General features: G+C 70.9%; 13 protein-coding genes. 7 read left to right on the top strand and 6 right to left on the bottom strand.

Going from position 1 to position 16,203, the window contains the following annotated elements:
* The 3 genes from ACFWM2_RS39300 to glgB form a co-directional block, all read left to right on the top strand.
* The coding region (locus ACFWM2_RS39300) for an alpha-glucosidase C-terminal domain-containing protein (protein WP_383290884.1) at positions 1-246 on the top strand (246 nt) is incomplete at its 5' end.
* 94 nt (positions 247-340) lie between these two features.
* Complete coding sequence (locus tag ACFWM2_RS39295; protein WP_383290881.1) at positions 341-1,747, top strand: maltokinase; 1,407 nt, start codon at positions 341-343, stop codon at positions 1,745-1,747.
* A 64-nt stretch (positions 1,748-1,811) separates the two neighbouring features.
* Entirely contained in the window at positions 1,812-4,532 is a 2,721-nt protein-coding gene (gene glgB, locus ACFWM2_RS39290; RefSeq protein WP_383290878.1) for a 1,4-alpha-glucan branching enzyme, read from the top strand.
* Positions 4,533-4,628: 96 nt separating this feature from the next.
* Here the strand turns inward: glgB and ACFWM2_RS39285 are convergent, their stop codons facing one another.
* From ACFWM2_RS39285 to ACFWM2_RS39270, 4 genes are all read right to left on the bottom strand, one after another.
* Positions 4,629-6,893 (bottom strand): HelD family protein, encoded by a 2,265-nt coding sequence (locus ACFWM2_RS39285; RefSeq protein ID WP_383290893.1) that lies wholly within the window; start codon positions 6,891-6,893, stop codon positions 4,629-4,631.
* Between the two features lie 141 nt (positions 6,894-7,034).
* Positions 7,035-7,367: a thioredoxin gene (trxA, locus tag ACFWM2_RS39280; RefSeq protein WP_383290875.1), complete on the bottom strand. Its 333-nt coding sequence runs from the start codon at positions 7,365-7,367 to the stop codon at positions 7,035-7,037.
* Complete coding sequence (locus ACFWM2_RS39275; RefSeq protein ID WP_383290872.1) at positions 7,364-7,792, bottom strand: MerR family transcriptional regulator; 429 nt, start codon at positions 7,790-7,792, stop codon at positions 7,364-7,366. The genes trxA and ACFWM2_RS39275 overlap by 4 nt, the downstream gene beginning before the upstream one ends.
* Positions 7,793-7,835: 43 nt before the next feature.
* The gene (locus ACFWM2_RS39270; protein WP_383290870.1) at positions 7,836-8,366 is read right to left on the bottom strand and encodes an Lrp/AsnC family transcriptional regulator; all 531 of its coding nucleotides are present in this window, start codon (positions 8,364-8,366) and stop codon (positions 7,836-7,838) included.
* A gap of 130 nt (positions 8,367-8,496) precedes the next feature.
* On the opposite strand from ACFWM2_RS39270, the gene ACFWM2_RS39265 reads away from it, so the two are divergent.
* The 3 genes from ACFWM2_RS39265 to ACFWM2_RS39255 all read left to right on the top strand — a co-directional run bounded on the left by ACFWM2_RS39265 (position 8,497) and on the right by ACFWM2_RS39255 (position 11,713).
* Positions 8,497-9,414 (top strand): NAD-dependent epimerase/dehydratase family protein, encoded by a 918-nt coding sequence (locus ACFWM2_RS39265; protein ID WP_383290867.1) that lies wholly within the window; start codon positions 8,497-8,499, stop codon positions 9,412-9,414.
* Between the two features lies 1 nt (position 9,415).
* A complete protein-coding gene (locus ACFWM2_RS39260; RefSeq protein ID WP_383290864.1) occupies positions 9,416-10,306 on the top strand; it encodes an aldo/keto reductase in 891 nt (296 codons plus the stop codon).
* Between the two features lie 243 nt (positions 10,307-10,549).
* Positions 10,550-11,713 (top strand): serine hydrolase domain-containing protein, encoded by a 1,164-nt coding sequence (locus ACFWM2_RS39255; RefSeq protein WP_383290861.1) that lies wholly within the window; start codon positions 10,550-10,552, stop codon positions 11,711-11,713.
* A gap of 121 nt (positions 11,714-11,834) precedes the next feature.
* On the opposite strand, the gene ACFWM2_RS39250 is transcribed toward ACFWM2_RS39255, so the two are convergent.
* On the bottom strand, positions 11,835-13,700 hold the full coding sequence (locus tag ACFWM2_RS39250) for an MFS transporter (RefSeq protein WP_383290859.1): 1,866 nt from the start codon (positions 13,698-13,700) through the stop codon (positions 11,835-11,837).
* A gap of 145 nt (positions 13,701-13,845) precedes the next feature.
* On the opposite strand from ACFWM2_RS39250, the gene ACFWM2_RS39245 reads away from it, so the two are divergent.
* Complete coding sequence (locus ACFWM2_RS39245) at positions 13,846-14,463, top strand: TetR/AcrR family transcriptional regulator (RefSeq protein WP_383290856.1); 618 nt, start codon at positions 13,846-13,848, stop codon at positions 14,461-14,463.
* Between the two features lie 199 nt (positions 14,464-14,662).
* Here ACFWM2_RS39245 and ACFWM2_RS39240 read toward each other — a convergent pair whose 3' ends face one another.
* The gene (locus ACFWM2_RS39240; protein WP_383290853.1) at positions 14,663-16,078 is read right to left on the bottom strand and encodes a cation:dicarboxylate symporter family transporter; all 1,416 of its coding nucleotides are present in this window, start codon (positions 16,076-16,078) and stop codon (positions 14,663-14,665) included.
* Between the last annotated feature and the right edge of the window lie 125 nt (positions 16,079-16,203).

Raw genomic sequence — 16,203 nt, 5'->3', positions numbered from 1 at the left:
CTGCCCTCCTCCAACCCCGCCGTCATCGCCTTCCTGCGCGAATACAAGGACGACCTCGTCCTGTGCGTCCACAACTTCTCCCGGTTCGCGCAGCCGACGGAGCTGGACCTGAGTGCCTTCAGCGGGAGGCATCCGGTCGAGCTGATCGGCGGGGTGCGCTTTCCGGCCATCGGTGAGCTGCCGTACTTGCTGACGCTCGCCGGACACGGCTTCTACTGGTTCCGGCTCCGCAAGGACCCCGCGTAGAAGCCGCGCAGATCCCGGGCGGGGCGGTTTCCACCGCGCCGCCCGGGGCACGCATCAGTAACACCCCGACCCCCCGGGGAAAGGACGCGACGCCATGTCGGAAGCCATAACCCACTCCGTTACGGCCCCGGTCGCACGCCCCGAACTACTCGCGTCGCTCGATCCGCTACTGCGGGAGTGGCTGCCGCGGCAGCGCTGGTTCGCGGGCAAAGGGCGTCCGGTAACGGGATTCACGCTGGTGGCAGCCACGGAACTGCTACCGCCCAGCGCCACGTCGGCGCTGTACCACCTTCTCGTACGGGCCCATCAGCCGGACACCCCCGCATCGGGCGCCGTTGCGCATCCCGGGGACTGTTACCAGCTGCTGATAGGTGTGCGCGAGGCGCTGCCACCACGGCTGGCGCCCGCGCTGATCGGACATCTGGAAGAAGGTCCGCCGACCGGACGGACGGTGTACGACGCCCTCCACGATCCGCGCGCCGCCGGTGTGCTGCTCGAAGCACTGCGGACCGAGGCCCGTATCGGGGAGCTGCGGTTCGGGCGCGACCGGCGCCAGGAGATCCGCGGTGATCTGGTGCCGCGGGTGATGACCGCGGAACAGTCCAACTCCTCCGTCGTCTACGGAGATACGTTCATTCTGAAGCTCCTGCGCCGGGTCGTGCCGGGGATCAACCCCGATCTGGAGCTGCCGCTGGTGCTGTCCCGCGAGGACTGCCCCCGGGTACCGGCGCCGACGGCGTGGATGCTCGCGGACCTCGCCGACGAGACGTACGTCCTGGGCGTGCTGCAACCCTTCCTGCAGGGCGCGGCGGACGGCTGGGAGCTGGCCCTGAGCCAACTGGCCAAGGGTGAGGACTTCAGGGGCGAGGCACGGGCGCTCGGACGGGCCACGGCGGAGGTGCACACGGCGCTCGGCCGCGCGCTCCCGACGCTCACCGTCGGCCACAGCCAGCTGGAACTCATCGTGGGCGGCATGACCGAGCGGCTGGAGGCGGCGGCGCAGGCCGTCCCCGCGCTGCGGCCGTACGCCCCCGGACTGCGCTCCGCCTTCGAGGCGCTCGCCGATCTGGCCCGCGAGGGTCACACCTGGACCGCCCAGCGCATCCACGGCGATCTGCACCTCGGCCAGTGTCTGCGCTCCCCGTCCGGCGAGTGGTCACTGATCGACTTCGAGGGCGAGCCGTCGAAACCGCTCGCGGAACGCCGGATGCCGCAGCCGGCCGTGCGGGACATCGCGGGCATGCTGCGCTCCTTCGACTACGCCGCCCACTCGGCCGAGACCCCGGTGCCCGGCTGGGCCGAGGCCTGCCGAGCCGCCTACTGCAGCGGATACGCCGAGGTCGCCGGGCGCGACCCGCGCGCCGAACCGGTCCTGCTGCGCGCCTACGAGACGGACAAGGCGGTCTACGAAGTCCTGTACGAGGCCCGGCACCGGCCCGGCTGGCTGTCGGTACCGCTGACCGCGGTGCGCCGGCTCGCCGCGGACGCCGGCACACCGTGAAGCGCGTCCAGGTGACGTGCGTCCCGACCCCTCCCACCTCACCCCTGCCGAGGAGGCCCCGCCCGTGACCCCCCGTCCCCCGTCCGAGGACAGTCCGAAGAAGACCGGCGCGAACGCGAAGAAGCCGGCCGCCGCCGACAAGACGGCCGCCGGGAAGCAGGCGGCCGCCGCCAGGAAGACGGCCGGGAAGAAGGCCGCGGCGACCGCCAAGCGGTCCGCCGAGGAGAGGGCGTCGGTGAAGAAGGCGGCGAAGACGCCGAAGGCGGCGGGGAAGAAGACCGGCCCCAAGCGGGACGCCGTCACCGGGCCCGGAGCTACGCAGCCCACCACCACCGAGCCCGACGTCACGCAGCCCACCTCCACCGAGCCCGACGTCACGGACCCCGCTGTCATCGGCACCGGCGTCACGGGAGTGGGCATCACCGAACCCGACGTCACGGTCACGGGAACAGGCGTCACCGAACCCGGCCTCACGGGAGCAGGCGTCACCGAACCCGACGCCGCGGAGGTGGGCGTCGCGCAGACGCCGGCCGCGGCGACGGCCGGCAGCGGGGCCGGCCTCTCCCCCCTCCCCGCAGACCCGCCGGAGGCGCCCGGCTTTGTCGGGGTCGAGTCCGGGGACCGGGAGCGGTTGCTCGGCGGCACGCATCACGACCCGCACGGCGTGCTCGGCGCGCACCCCGTGCCCGGTGGCGTGGCCTTCCGCACGCTGCGCCCGTACGCCCTCAAGGTGGCCCTGGTCACCGACGACCTGCGGGCCGAACTGGACGACGACGGCGACGGGTTCTTCTCGGGGCTGCTGCCGCTGCGCGAGGTCCCGGAGTCGTACCGGCTGGTGGTGACGTACGAGGGGTCGGCCCTGGAGACCGAGGACGCGTACCGCTTCCTGCCCGCGATCGGTGAGTTCGATCTGCATCTGCTCGGCGAGGGACGGCACGAACAGCTGTGGAAGGCGCTCGGCGCGGAGCCGATGGTGCACCAGGGCGTGCGCGGCACCCGCTTCACGGTGTGGGCGCCCAACGCCCGCGGCGTGCGCGTGGCCGGCAGCTTCAACTACTGGGACGCCACGGGGTATCCGATGCGCTCCCTGGGCTCCACCGGGGTGTGGGAGCTGTTCGTGCCCGCCGTCGGCGAGGGCGAACTGTACAAGTTCGAGATCACCCGGCCCGACGGCTCGAAGACGCTCCGGGCCGACCCGATGGCCCGGCGCACCGAGATCCCGCCGAACACCTCCTCGATCATCGACGCCTCGCACCACGAGTGGCAGGACGAGGCATGGCTGTCCGCCCGCGCGCTGCGGCCGGCGCACGAGGCCCCGTTCTCCGTGTACGAGATCCATCTCGCGTCCTGGCGGCCGGGCCTGACGTACCGCCAGCTGGCCGAACAACTGCCCGCGTACGTCGCCGACTTGGGCTTCACCCACGTAGAGCTGATGCCGGTGGCCGAGCACCCCTTCGGCGGCTCCTGGGGCTATCAGGTGACCGGCTTCTACGCGCCCACGGCCCGGATGGGCACGCCGGACGACTTCAAGTACCTGGTCGACGCCCTGCACCGGGCCGGGATCGGGGTCCTGATGGACTGGGTGCCGGCGCACTTCCCGCGTGACGACTGGGCACTGGCCGAGTTCGACGGGCGCCCGCTGTACGAGCACGAGGACCCCCTGCGGGCCGCCCACCCCGACTGGGGGACGCTGGAGTTCGACTACGGCCGCCGTGAGGTGCGCAACTTCCTCGTCGCCAACGCCGTGTACTGGTGCGAGGAGTTCCACATCGACGGTCTACGTGTGGACGCCGTCGCCTCCATGCTCTACCTCGACTACTCCCGCGAAGCGGGCCAGTGGACACCCAACGAGCACGGCGGCCGGGAGAACCTGGACGCGGTCGCCTTCCTCCAGGAGATGAACGCCACCGTCTACCGCCGTAACCCGGGGGTCGTCACGATCGCGGAGGAGTCGACCGCCTGGGACGGCGTCACCCGCGCCACCCACCACATCGGGCCCGGCGGCTTCGGTGGTCTGGGCTTCGGGCTGAAGTGGAACATGGGGTGGATGCACGACTCGCTCGACTATGTGCAGCACGACCCGATTCACCGCAGCTTCCACCACAACGAGATGACGTTCTCGATGGTGTACGCCTACAGCGAGAACTACGTGCTGCCCATCTCCCACGACGAAGTCGTGCACGGCAAACGGTCGTTGGTGTCGAAGATGCCGGGCGACTGGTGGCAGCAGCGGGCGACCGACCGTGCCTACCTCGGCTTCATGTGGGCCCATCCCGGCAAGCAACTCCTCTTCATGGGTCAGGAGTTCGCCCAGGGGGCCGAGTGGTCCGAGGCGCATGGGCCCGACTGGTGGCTGCTCGATCCCGCGTACGGCGCCGAGCCCGACCACCGGGGTGTGCGCGATCTGGTCCGCGACCTCAACACCGTGTACCGGCACGAGGCCGCTCTGTGGGAGCGCGACACCGAGCCCTCCGGCTTCGCCTGGGTTGCCGGGGACGCCGCGGAGGACAACGTCTTCGCCTTCCTCCGCTACGACGCCGACGGCTCTCCGCTGCTCGCCGTGTCCCACTTCTCGCCGGTGGTCCGGCACGAGTACCGGCTGGGCGTCCCCGACGACGTCCCCGCCTGGCACGAGGTCCTCAACACGGACCTCGCCCGCTACGGCGGGAGCGACGTCGGCAACCCCGACCCGGTCAAGCCGGAGCCCCAGCCCACGCACGGCCGTCCGGCCAGCATCCGCCTGACCCTGCCCCCGTTGGCAACCATCTGGCTCCGTCCGGCCTGACGACCCGGGGCTCCGCCCCGGACCCCGCTCCTCAGTCGCCGGAGGCGCTGAATCTCAGCGATACGGGGGTCTGGGGGCGGAGCCCCAAGGGGGCGGTCAGGCCGTCATCAACGGCTCCGGCAGCTCCCCGCTGTGCAGGACGCCGAGTGACTGCGTGGCACGGGTCAGTGCGACGTACAGGTCACTCGTGCTGTAGCGCGAAGGCTCGACCACCAGGACGGAGTCGAACTCCAGCCCCTTGGCCTGACGGGGGTCGAGCAGCACGACCGCCCGGGTCAGATCGGGCTCCTCCCCGGCGGTCACGCCGTCGAGCCGCGCGGCCAGCGTTCGATGGAGATCACGGGGTGCGATCACCGCGAGCCGCCCCTCCGCGGGGGCCAACTCGGCCACGGCCTTGGCGACGGCACCGGGCAGATCGTGCGCGAGGCGCACCCAGGGCCGTACCCCCGTCGACCGCACCGAACTCGGCGGTTCGAAGTCGGGGTTCTCGGCGCGCGGGACGGCCGCCGCGAGGTCCATGATCTCGGACGGGGTGCGGTAGTTGACGGCGAGCCTGGTGTGCTCCCAGCGGTCCTCGACGTACGGGGAGAGGATCTCCGACCAGGAACCGACCCCGGCGGCCTCGGAGGTCTGCGCGGGGTCACCGACCAGGGTCATCGAGCGGGTCGGACTGCGTCGCATGAGCAGCCGCCACGCCATCGGCGACAGCTCCTGCGCCTCGTCGACGATGATGTGCCCGAACGCCCAGGTGCGGTCGGCCGCGGCGCGCTCGGCGGCACTGCGGTGGTCGTCCTCCTCGTGCCGCTCGGCGAACCGTTCCGCGTCGATGATGTCGTGCGCGGACAGAACCTCGGAGGCCTCCTCGTCCTTGTCCTCGAACTCGTAGGTACGGGAGGCGTAGGAGACGTCCAGCACGCCCTGGGCGTAGGCGACCTGGGCGTTCCTGTGCCGCTCGGCGAGCGCCCGGGCGATCCGGTCGTCCTCGCCGAGGAGCTCGGCCGCCTCGTCGAGGAGCGGCACGTCCGCGGTGGTCCAGGCCCGGGTGACGGGACGGCGGATGGCCGCCGCGTCCTCGTCGGACACGTACCCCTCCGGCGCCGCCAGGAAGTCCGCCACCAGGCGCGCCGGGGTCACCCGCGGCCACAACTGGTCGATGGCCGACCAGACTTCGGGGTTCTCGGCGAGGTCGTCGCGGATCTGCGTGATGTCGCTCGGGTCGAGCAGGTTCGTGCCGTCGAACGGGTCCGTGCCGATGCGTTCGGCGAGCATGTCCGTGAGCGTGTTGAGGATGTGGCCCTCGAAGTGCTCGCGGGCCGCGTTGTGCGGGAGGCCCAGCGCGCGGGTGCGCTCGCGGGCCATCTGCACGAGGCCCTCGTCGAGCATCAGTATGTCCCGGTCGTGCTCGACGGCGATCACCGGATCGGGGAGGGCCTGGCGGTCGCGTACGACGCCGCCGAGGACGTCGGCCATGTCCGCGCGGCCCTTCACCGCGGCCGCTTCGGGGGTGTCGAATGCTGTCGCCTTCACACCGGGGAAGAGCTCGCCGACCGTGGCGAGCAGGACGCCCGTCTCACCGAGCGAGGGCAGCACCTCGCCGATGTAGCCGAGGAAGGCCGGGTTGGGGCCGACGATCAGGACGGCCCGCTTGGCGAGCAACTCCCGGTGCTCGTAGAGGAGATAGGCGGCCCGGTGCAGCGCCACGGCCGTCTTGCCGGTGCCGGGGCCGCCCTCGACGACCATGATGCCCCGGTGCGGGGCACGGATGATGCGGTCCTGCTCGGCCTGGATCGTCTGCACGATGTCGGCCATCCGGCCGGTGCGTGCCGAGTTGAGCGCGGCGAGGAGTACGGCGTCGCCCGTCGGGTCCTCGTGGCCGGTGCGCTCCTGGTCGCCGAGGTCCAGGATCTCGTCGTGCAGGTCGGTGACCCGGCGGCCGTCGGTGGTGAGGTGCCGGCGACGGCGCAGGTCCATCGGCGTATGGCCGGTGGCGAGGTAGAAGGGGCGGGCGACCGGGGCCCGCCAGTCGATGAGGATCGGGGTGAGCTCGGCGTCGTCGGCGCGGATGCCGATACGGCCGATGTGGTGGCTGACTCCGTTGGTGAGGTCGATACGGCCGAAGCAGAGCGAGCCGTCCACGGCGTTCAGAGCGGCGAGCAGCCCGGACCGTTCGGCGACGAGGACATCCCTTTCGAGGCGGGCCTGCATGGGTGTGTTGCCCTGCCCCAGCGCGTCCACGACGGAGGCCTCCGTACTGCCCCGCAGCGCGTCCACACGCGTGTACAACCCGTCGATGAATTCCTGCTCCTGCCGCAATTCATCGTCTGGAAATTCGGTGTTTGACAATTCCGCTCCCGGCCGGATATACTGTGCCCAGTAAACTTCTTCGTGACCCAATATCCTTGAAGTCGCGAACCATTGAATATACGCAAAGAAATCCCCCGAGCGCAATTGCTCGAGGGATTTTCTGCGTTCAGTGGTCGGGTCCGGCCGGTGCCCGCCGGGTCAGAGCACGTCGGCCAGCTCCGCCAGCAGCCGCCGCTTGGGCCGCGCGCCCACCATCGATTTCACCGGCTCCCCGTCCCGGAACACCATGAGGGTGGGCATCGCCATGACGCCGTACGCGATGGTGGTCCCCGGATTCGCGTCCACGTCGAGCTGGACGACCTTGAGGCGCTCGCCCTCTTCGGCGGCGATGTCACTGAGGACGGGGGCGAGCTGACGGCACGGGCCGCACCAGTCGGCGGTGAACTCCACCAGCACCGGCAGGTCCGCCCCGATCACCTCCGCCTCGAAGTCCGCGTCCGTCACTTCCGCCACGCCTGCTGCCTTGATCACTGCGTAGGTCCTCCCAGTTCGCACACGGGTTCCGGGCCGCCCGGAACCTCCGCGTCGGCCGCCAGCACGTCGCGCGCCCGCTCGGCCTTGGCCAGCTGGTCACCGACGTGCACGCGCACGGCCTGCAACTCGCCGATCAGCGCGTCGAGTTCGCCGAGCTTGCGGCGGTAGACGGCGAGCGACGCCGGGCAGGAGTCGCCCTCCGGGTGGCCGGCCCGCAGACAGTCCACGAAGGGCCGGGTCTCCTCGAGGTCGAACCCGAAGTCCTGCAGCGTCCTGATCTGCCGCAGCAGCCTCAGATCGTCCTCGTCGTAGGTCCGGTACCCGTTGTCACCCCGCCGCGCGGGCAGCAGCCCCCGCGACTCGTAGTAGCGCAGGGTCCGCGTGCTCGTCCCGGCCCGCGCCGCCAGCTCGCCGATTCGCATGTCCCGACGGTAATCCTTGACGCCGACGTCAAGGCAAGCAGTCTCAGAGCGAGCGGTCGGCCACGGGCGGGAGCAGCGGCTTCCGCTCCACCGGGGAGGACAGGACGATCGACGTCGTCGTCCGGCCCAGGGCGGAGGTCTGTTCCAGGATCTCCTCCAGGTGAATGGTGTCCTGGACCGCCACCTTGAGGATCCAGCAGTCCTCGCCGACCACGTGGTGGACCTCCACGATCTCCGGGCGGGCGAGGAGTTCGAGGGTCCTGGGGTGCCTGAGGTTGTAGCCGCCGTGCGGATTGACGCGGATGAAGGCCCGAATGCCGTAACCGAGGCGGGCCGGCGCGACATGGGCGCCGTAGCCGGTGATCGCGCCCGTCGACTCCAGGCGGCGCACCCGCTCGGCGACGGCCGCCGGGCTGAGTCTGACCCGGCGGCCCAGCTCGCTGAGCTTGATCCGGCCGTCGCTCTGCAGCAGCTCCAGGATCTGCCGGTCCAGCGTGTCGAAGGCCGCCGATGTTTCGTTGGCGGCGGCGCGTAGACGCCGTGGTTCCTTCGGTGCGGCGACCGGATCTCCCATGACTCCCCCTTCAGACCTGCTGCGTACGGAGGAAGAATTATGACCACAGAGAAGGCGGGAGCACGGCACAGAAGCCGCAGGAAAGCGCCGCGGGGAACAGTCGCGGGAATTGACATTCGGGAGGGACGTCGTGCGCGACGTATGTGTCATCGGCGGAAACCGGTATTTCGGAAAGAGGCTGACAGCCCGGCTGCTGGCCGCCGGGGACCGGGTCACCGTCATCAATCGCGGCTCTTCGGTGCCGCCCGTCGGGGCGATTCATCTGGTCGCCGACCGGAATGACGAGCATTCCCTGGAAAAGGCGCTGGGCTCGCGCACGTTCGACGTCGTCGTCGACCAGGTCTGCTACACACCCCGGCAGGCGGCAGTCGCACGCAGCGTCTTCGCCGGCCGCACCCGCCGGTACGTCATGACCTCCACGGTCGAGGTGTACGGGTACGAGGACTCGGCGTCACCGGTGCGCGAGGAGGCCGTCGACCCTCGATCGGTCGCCGTCGACCTCGAACTCCCCTGGGACGACCTGGATTTCCTCGAATCCCACTACGGGGAGGGCAAACGGCAGGCCGAGGCGGTCCTCGCGAGCGACCCCGCCTTCCCGTACGTGGCCGTGCGCGTCGCCCATGTGCTGGGCGGGGGAGACGACTTCACCGGACGGCTCGACCACTACGCCCGGCGGATCGAGGCGGGTGAGCCGATCGCCGTACCGACGGTGAACCACCCGGCGACGTACATCCATGTCGACGAGATCACCGATTTCCTGGCCTGGGTGGTGGACGGGGAGTTCACCGGGCCGGTGAACGCGGCGTCGCACGGAGCCCTCACCACCGAGGAGTTGTGCGCGGCCGTGGCCGAGCGCATTCCGGGCGGAAGGACGGTGTTCCGGAGCGTGGAGGTCGGCGAGATCTCGCCGTTCTCCTTCACCCGCTCGTACGGGATGGACAACTCCCGGGCCACCGGGCTCGGTTTCACCTTCGGGCAGGCCCGGGAGTGGTTGCCGCGCGCCGTCGCCGAAACCCTCGCCTCCGTATCGCTCGGGAAGGACAACTGACGTGCAATATCGCGCACTTGGCGCTCTGCGCGTGGGGGCGGTCGGGCTCGGTGCGATGCCGTTGTCCATCGAGGGGCGTCCGGACGAGGCCCGCGCCCTGGCCACCGTGCACGCCGCGCTCGACGCGGGCGTCACGCTCATCGACACCGCCGACTCGTACCACCTGCCCGGCGACGGGCCCGGCCACAACGAGCGGCTCGTCGCCCGCGCGCTCGCCACCTACGGCGGTGACACGGCCGACGTGCTGGTCGCCACGAAGGGCGGCCGCGGCAGGCCGGCCGACGGCAGCTGGACGGTGACCGGCACACCCCGCCACCTCAAGGCGGCCGCCGAGGCTTCCCTGAAGCGGCTCGGGGTAGACGCCATCGGCCTCTACCAGCTGCACAAGCCCGACCCGGCCGTCCCCTTCGAGGAGTCCGTCGGCGCCCTGCGCGAGCTGCTGGACGAGGGCAAGATCCGGCTCGCCGGTATCTCGAACACCGACACGGCCCGGATCCGGCAGGCGCGCGCGATCCTCGGCGACAGCTTGGCCTCGGTCCAGAACAGGTACTCCCCCGCGGCCCGGGACAGTCACCCCGAACTGCGCCTGTGCGCCGAACTGGGCCTCGCCTTTCTGCCCTGGAGCCCGTTGGGCGGGATCTCCCGCAGCCCCCTCGACGGACCGTCGCAGGTGGAGTCCGACGGCTTCGGAGCGTTCCACGAGGTGGCGCTCGAACGCGGAGTGAGTCCCCAACAAGTCTGCCTGGCCTGGCATTTGGCCCTGTCCCCCACCGTTGTCCCGATTCCGGGAGCGCGCCGCCCCGGGACGATCGAGGACTCGGCGGGGGCGGCGGACCTGGTGCTGGAGGCGGAGGAGCTGGAGCGACTGAACGCGGCGGCGGCGGGGCGATAGCGCTGTGCCGCCCCGGCAGAACCGCGGGGCACCTGGGCACCTGGGCACCTGGGCACCTGGGCACACCGTAGGCACGCGGGACAGCACGGGTGCCCGTCGGAGCCCGGACGACCCCGGGCCTTCGTGCGTCGCACCCGCGGAGCACAAGGGCGGAACCGGTGAAAACGGCGGTGCACCGGCGATGATTCCGCCGGGCCGAGGGAGTCTTACCTCAGAGACCTCTCCCCTCCCGAAGGCGGACCGATGAGCACCCTGCACGACCTTCTCGAGCACTACGTCAGCGACGGCTGGACGCCGGGCGCCGTCGGTCTGATCGCCCGCGGTGATCAGGTCGAGGTCGCCGCCGTCGGTTCCCTCGATGTCGAGGGGACGGCGCCCATGGCCCGGGACTCCATCTTCCGTATCGCCTCGATCACCAAGCCGGTCGTCGCCGCGGCGGTCATGATGCTGGTCGACGAGGGGCTGATCGGACTGCACGAACCGGTGGAGCGCCTGCTCCCCGAGCTGGCGAAGCCGATGGTCGTGCGGACGCCGGAGAGTCCCGTCGACGATCTGGTGCCGGCCGCCCGTCCGATCACCGTGGAGGACCTGCTCACCTCCCGCGCCGGGTACGGCTTCCCGTCCGACTTCTCGCTCCCCCAGGTCCAGGAGCTGTTCACGGTGCAGAAGGACGGCCGCGATCCGCAGAGCTTCCCGGCACCGGACGAGTGGATGGCCGCGCTGGCCCGGATCCCGCTGCTGTACCAGCCGGGCGAGGCGTGGCTCTACGGCACCTGTTCCGACATCCAGGGCGTGTTGATCGCCCGGGCCACCGGCCGGCCCCTGCACGCGTTCATGGCCGAGCGGATCTTCGAGCCGCTGGGCATGACGGACACCGGCTTCGCGGTGCCGGCCGACCGGCGCGACCGCTTCGCCGCCTACTACCAGGTGGACGGCGCGGGCGGCCTGGAGCTGGTCGACGGTCCCGAGGGGCGGTGGAGCAGCCTGCCCGCCTTCCCGTCCGGCGGTGGCGGGCTCGCGTCCACCGCCGACGACTGGCTGGCCTTCGGCCGGATGCTGCTCGCCGGCGGGACGGCCGCCGACGGCCGGCGTCTCCTGTCGCCCGAGTCGGTACGGCTGATGACCACCGACCACCTCACCGACGTCCAGCGCACCGTCGGTGCCCTGTTCCTGGAGGGCCAGGGCTGGGGCTACGGCGCCTCGGTCGACATCGCGCCGCTCGCCCCCTGGTCGGTCCCGGGGCGGTACGGCTGGGTGGGCGGCACCGGCACCACCGCCCACATCATCCCGTCCACCGACACCGTGGCGATCCTGCTCACCCAGCGGGGCATGGAGAGCCCGCTGCCGAACGCACTGCAGCGGGACTTCTGGCAGCACGCGGCCACCCACGGCGTCCTGCCGGACTGACCGGCCAATCGACTCCAGGGGATGTCAGCCGCCCCCTCCGGAGCCCGCCGGTCCGCGTCCGGCCCGGGATCCCGCACCCCGAGCACGGCACGGGGCCCCGAAGCCGGGGTTCCGGAGAACGTCAGCGCGTCGCGCCGTGGACGGACTCGGACTCCTCGGCGCACTCCTCCGCGAGCGCCTCGGCGGACTCCTCCGTGGACTCCTCGGCGGACTCCTCCGTGGACTCCTCCGTGGACTCCTCGGTGAGCGCCCCCGCGTCGTCGCCGGTCGCCCCGGCGGACTTCTCCGCGAGCACCTCCGCACCGTCGCCGGTCACCCCCGCGGGCTTCTCCTCGGTGGGCTCCCCCTCCGCGGGCTCCCCCTCGGCGGCACTGGCCCCACGCGGCAGCAGGACTGCCACCAGAACCGTGCCGATGCCGAGGATCACCGCGCCGACGAGGCTGGTGTGTGCGACCGCGTCCGCGAAGGACGAGCCGACCGCGTCCGCCAACTGCCGGGCGCCCTGCGTGAGCTGGTCGGCCTGGGCCTTCAGCTGGGTGGCCTGACCGGTGCTGCCGGCGTGGGCCGCCTGCTCCCCGAGCTGCCGCGCCTTGTCACCGATGCCCTGGGCCACCCCGTACCCCGCACCCACCGAATCCTGGGCCGTCGACAGAGCGCCCGCGGGAAGCTTGCTGCCCGCGACCTCGTCGGAGAGGTGCGAGGAGTACGAACTCGCCAGCACCGAACCGAGGATCGCGATGCCGAGCGAGCCGCCGAGCTCCAGCGACGTGTCGTTCACGGCACCGCCGACGCCCAGCTCGGCCTCGGGGAACGCGCCCATGATGGCGTCCGTGCAGGGCGAGAGCGCCAGCCCGATCGCGAGCCCCAGGATGACCAGGGGCAGGACGAAGTCGCCGTACGACGAGGTCGCGTCGACCTGGGTGAGCAGCGCGAGCGCCGCCGTGCCGCCGACCATGCCGGCGGTGACGGTGATCTTCATGCCGATGCGCGGGGTGAGGTACGCGGTGAGCGCCGAGCCGACGAACACGGCCCCGGCGAGCGGGAGCATGCGCACCCCGGTGTCCAGGGCGTCGTATCCGAGGACGAACTGGAGGTGCTGGGTGAGGAAGTAGAAGGCGCCGAAGACGGCCAGGAAGAAGAGCGCGACGGCGAGGTTGGAGCCCGCGAACCGGCGGTTGGCGAAGCGGCGCACATCGATGACCGGGCGCGGGTGACGCAGCTCCCACAGGACGAAGAGCACGAAGCCGGCGCCGGCGACGACCGCGGCGGTCACGGCCTTCGCACCCCATCCGAAGTGCGGTCCTTCGATGATCATGTAGACCAGCGAACCGATCCAGAGCACGGACAGCAGGCCGCCGACGTAGTCGATGCGGTGCTGGTGGCCGGCCTTGGACGGCGGTACGAGGACGAAGGCGCCGATGATGGCGAGCGCGGCGATCGGCACGTTGATCAGGAACGTCGAGGACCAGCCGTGGTGCTCAAGAAGGGCACCGGCGACCAGCGGTCCGGCAGCGATGGCGAGTCCGGCGGTGGCCGTCCACAGCGTGATCGCCTTGGCGCGCTCGGCGCGCGGGAAGGTCGCGGCGAGGAGGGAGAGGGTGGCGGGCATGATCAGCGCCGCCCCCACGCCCATCACGGCACGCGCGGCGATGACACCCGTGGAGCTGTCCACGAGCGAGCCCGCGACGGCGCCGCCGCCGAAGACGAGGAGGCCGAGGACGAGTGCGCCCCGGCGGCTGTACTTGTCGCCGATCGCGCCGAGCAGCAGCATCAGCGCCGCGTACGGGACGGTGTAGCCGTCAATGACCCACTGCAGGTCGGCGCTGGACAGGCCCAGGTCCTGGGTCATGTCCGGGGCCGCGACCGTGAGGGCGGTGTTCGCCATCACGATGATCAGCAGACTCAGACACAGCACGAGCAGGGCCCACCAGCGCCCCGCGTAGGGCCGGTCCATCTGCTCGACCGGTTCGTTCTTGACGAGACGCATGGCTACGGTCGCCCTCCTCTATATACTTGCACATTGATGTGCAACTAACCGACAATGGCAATGTAGACGCGTTGCACAGCGGCGTGCAAATCAAGGAGGTGAAGCCCTCACGAGCGAGCCTCGGCTCGCCTGTCGGGCGTGCAGAATGGCAGCCATGACGACGGACAGCCCCAGCCGCGCGGAGGTGAACCGCCGCCGCATCCTCGACATCGCGCTCACCGAGCTGCTGCGCGACCCCGACGCGTCCATGGACCAGATCGCGAAGGCCGCGGGCGTCGTACGGCGCACGGTGTACGGGCACTTCCCCAACCGTGAGGCGTTGATCAGCACCCTGTTCGAGGGGGCGGTACAGGCAGTGGAGGCGGCGCATGCCGCGGGCCGGGCGGGCGTCGAGGACCCGGCGGAGTCGCTGGTCCTCTCGACGCTCGCGGTCTGGGAGATCGCCGACCGCTACCGGCTACTGGTGGCGCTGGCTCAGCACAGCGTCACGGTCCAGGGCATGCGCGAGCGACTGGCCCCGGTCCGCGGGGCCTTCGTGGAGGTGCTCCAACGCGGCCTGGATCAGGGGGTGTTCGAGTCGCCGCTGCCCGCCCCCGCACTCGCCTACGCGCACGAGCAGATGCTGTTCGCCCTCATGGAGGCGGTGAACGACGGGCTGCTGGCAGCGGAGGAGGCGGGCCGCTCCGCCGTCATCACCGTGATGACCACGGTGGGCGTACCCCTCGCACGCGCCACCGAGCTGGTGACGAAGCTGAGCCGCTGACCCCGCCGAGCCGGCGCGAACCGGATGCTTCGGACGGCCACCGCACCGCCGGCCGGACCCGCGCAGAAACGACCGAGTGGCCCGGCCACGGGGGATGACCAGACCACTCGGCCTGAACCGAGGGCCAGGCCAACGGGGGGTGACCCGGCCACTCGGCGGCTTTTTCCGGAGCGTCGCCCGTGCGGGCGACGCGGGGCGGCTACGCCTTGGCGAGCTCCTTCTCGCCGCCCTGCTCGGGCACGTCCGCCGGGACGGGGTCCTGGCCGTCGTCCAGCAGGGTCCGCTCGTCGAAGGGCAGACCGCCCGCCAGGACCAGGTCCACCCGCTCCTTGTCGACCTCGCCGGTCCAGGTGCCGATCAGCAGCGTGGCGACCGCGTTGCCCGCGAAGTTGGTGACGGCGCGGGCCTCGCTCATGAAGCGGTCGATGCCGATGATCAGACCGACGCCGTCCACCAGCGCGGGCTTGTGCGACTGCAGACCACTGGCCAGTACGGCGATACCGGAGCCGGAGACGCCCGCGGCGCCCTTCGAGGCGATCATCATGAAGAGCAGCAGGCCGATCTGCTGGCCGATGCCCATCGGCTGGTCCATCGCGTCGGCGATGAAGAGCGAGGCCATGGTCAGGTAGATCATCGTGCCGTCGAGGTTGAACGAGTAGCCGGTCGGCACGGTGATGCCGACGACCGGGCGGCTGACACCCAGGTGCTCCATCTTCGCGATGAGCCGCGGCAGCGCGGACTCGGACGACGAGGTGGAGACGATCAGCAGGAACTCCCGGCCGAGGTACCTCAGCAGATGGAAGAGGTTGACCTTGGCCACCAGCTTCACCAGCGTGCCGAGCACGATCACGATGAACAGGAAGCAGGTGATGTAGAAGCCGAACATGATCGTGGCCAGCGCCTTGAGCGCGTCCATGCCGGTCTCGCCGATGACCGCGGCCATCGCGCCGAAGGCACCGACCGGAGCGGCCCACATGATCATGCCGAGGACCCGGAAGACCAGCTTCTGGATGTGCTCGACCCCGCGCAGCACCGGCTCACCGGCGCGCCCCATGGCCTGCAGCGCGAAGCCCACAAGCAGCGCAACCAGCAGCGTCTGCAGCACCTGGCCCTCGGTGAACGCCGAGACGAACGTGGTGGGGATGACCCCGAGCAGGAAGTCGACCGGCCCCTCGGCGGCGGCCGCCGCCTGGGTGTGGCCGACGCCCTTCACGGCCTCGGTCAGATGCATCCCGCTGCCCGGGTGGATGATGTTGCCGACGACCAGACCGATGGCCAGCGCCACGAAGGACATGCAGATGAAGTAGCCGAGGGCGAGGCCGCCGACCTTGCCGACCTTGGCCGCCTTGCGAACCGAGCCGACCCCGAGCACGATCGTGCAGAAGATGATCGGCGAGATCATCATCTTGATCAGGTTAACGAAGCCCGTGCCGATCGGCTTGAGCTCCTTGGCGAAGTCCGGCGCGGCGAACCCGACGGCGATGCCGAGAATCACCGCGGCGATCACCGCGATGTACAGGTAGTGCGTGCGGTCCCGCTTGGCGGCGGGTGCGGCAGGTGCCGCTTCGGGTGTGCTGGTCACGACTGCCCTCCTTGACGACGTCGTCGGCATCATCCGGCGTGCGGCTCACGTCCGGGGGGACCGGGGACCTGCCCCGGGTCGAGGCCGAACCAGGAGCGGGGCTCCCGGATCGGGGTCGGACCGGGAGTCTCGTTCCCGGGCCGGTCCCGGAAACACAC

Source organism: Streptomyces sp. NPDC058371, assembly GCF_042723265.1.
GTDB lineage: Bacteria > Actinomycetota > Actinomycetes > Streptomycetales > Streptomycetaceae > Streptomyces.
The sequence above is the reverse complement of the archived record's forward strand: the minus strand, read 5'-3'. Positions and strand labels throughout refer to the sequence as shown.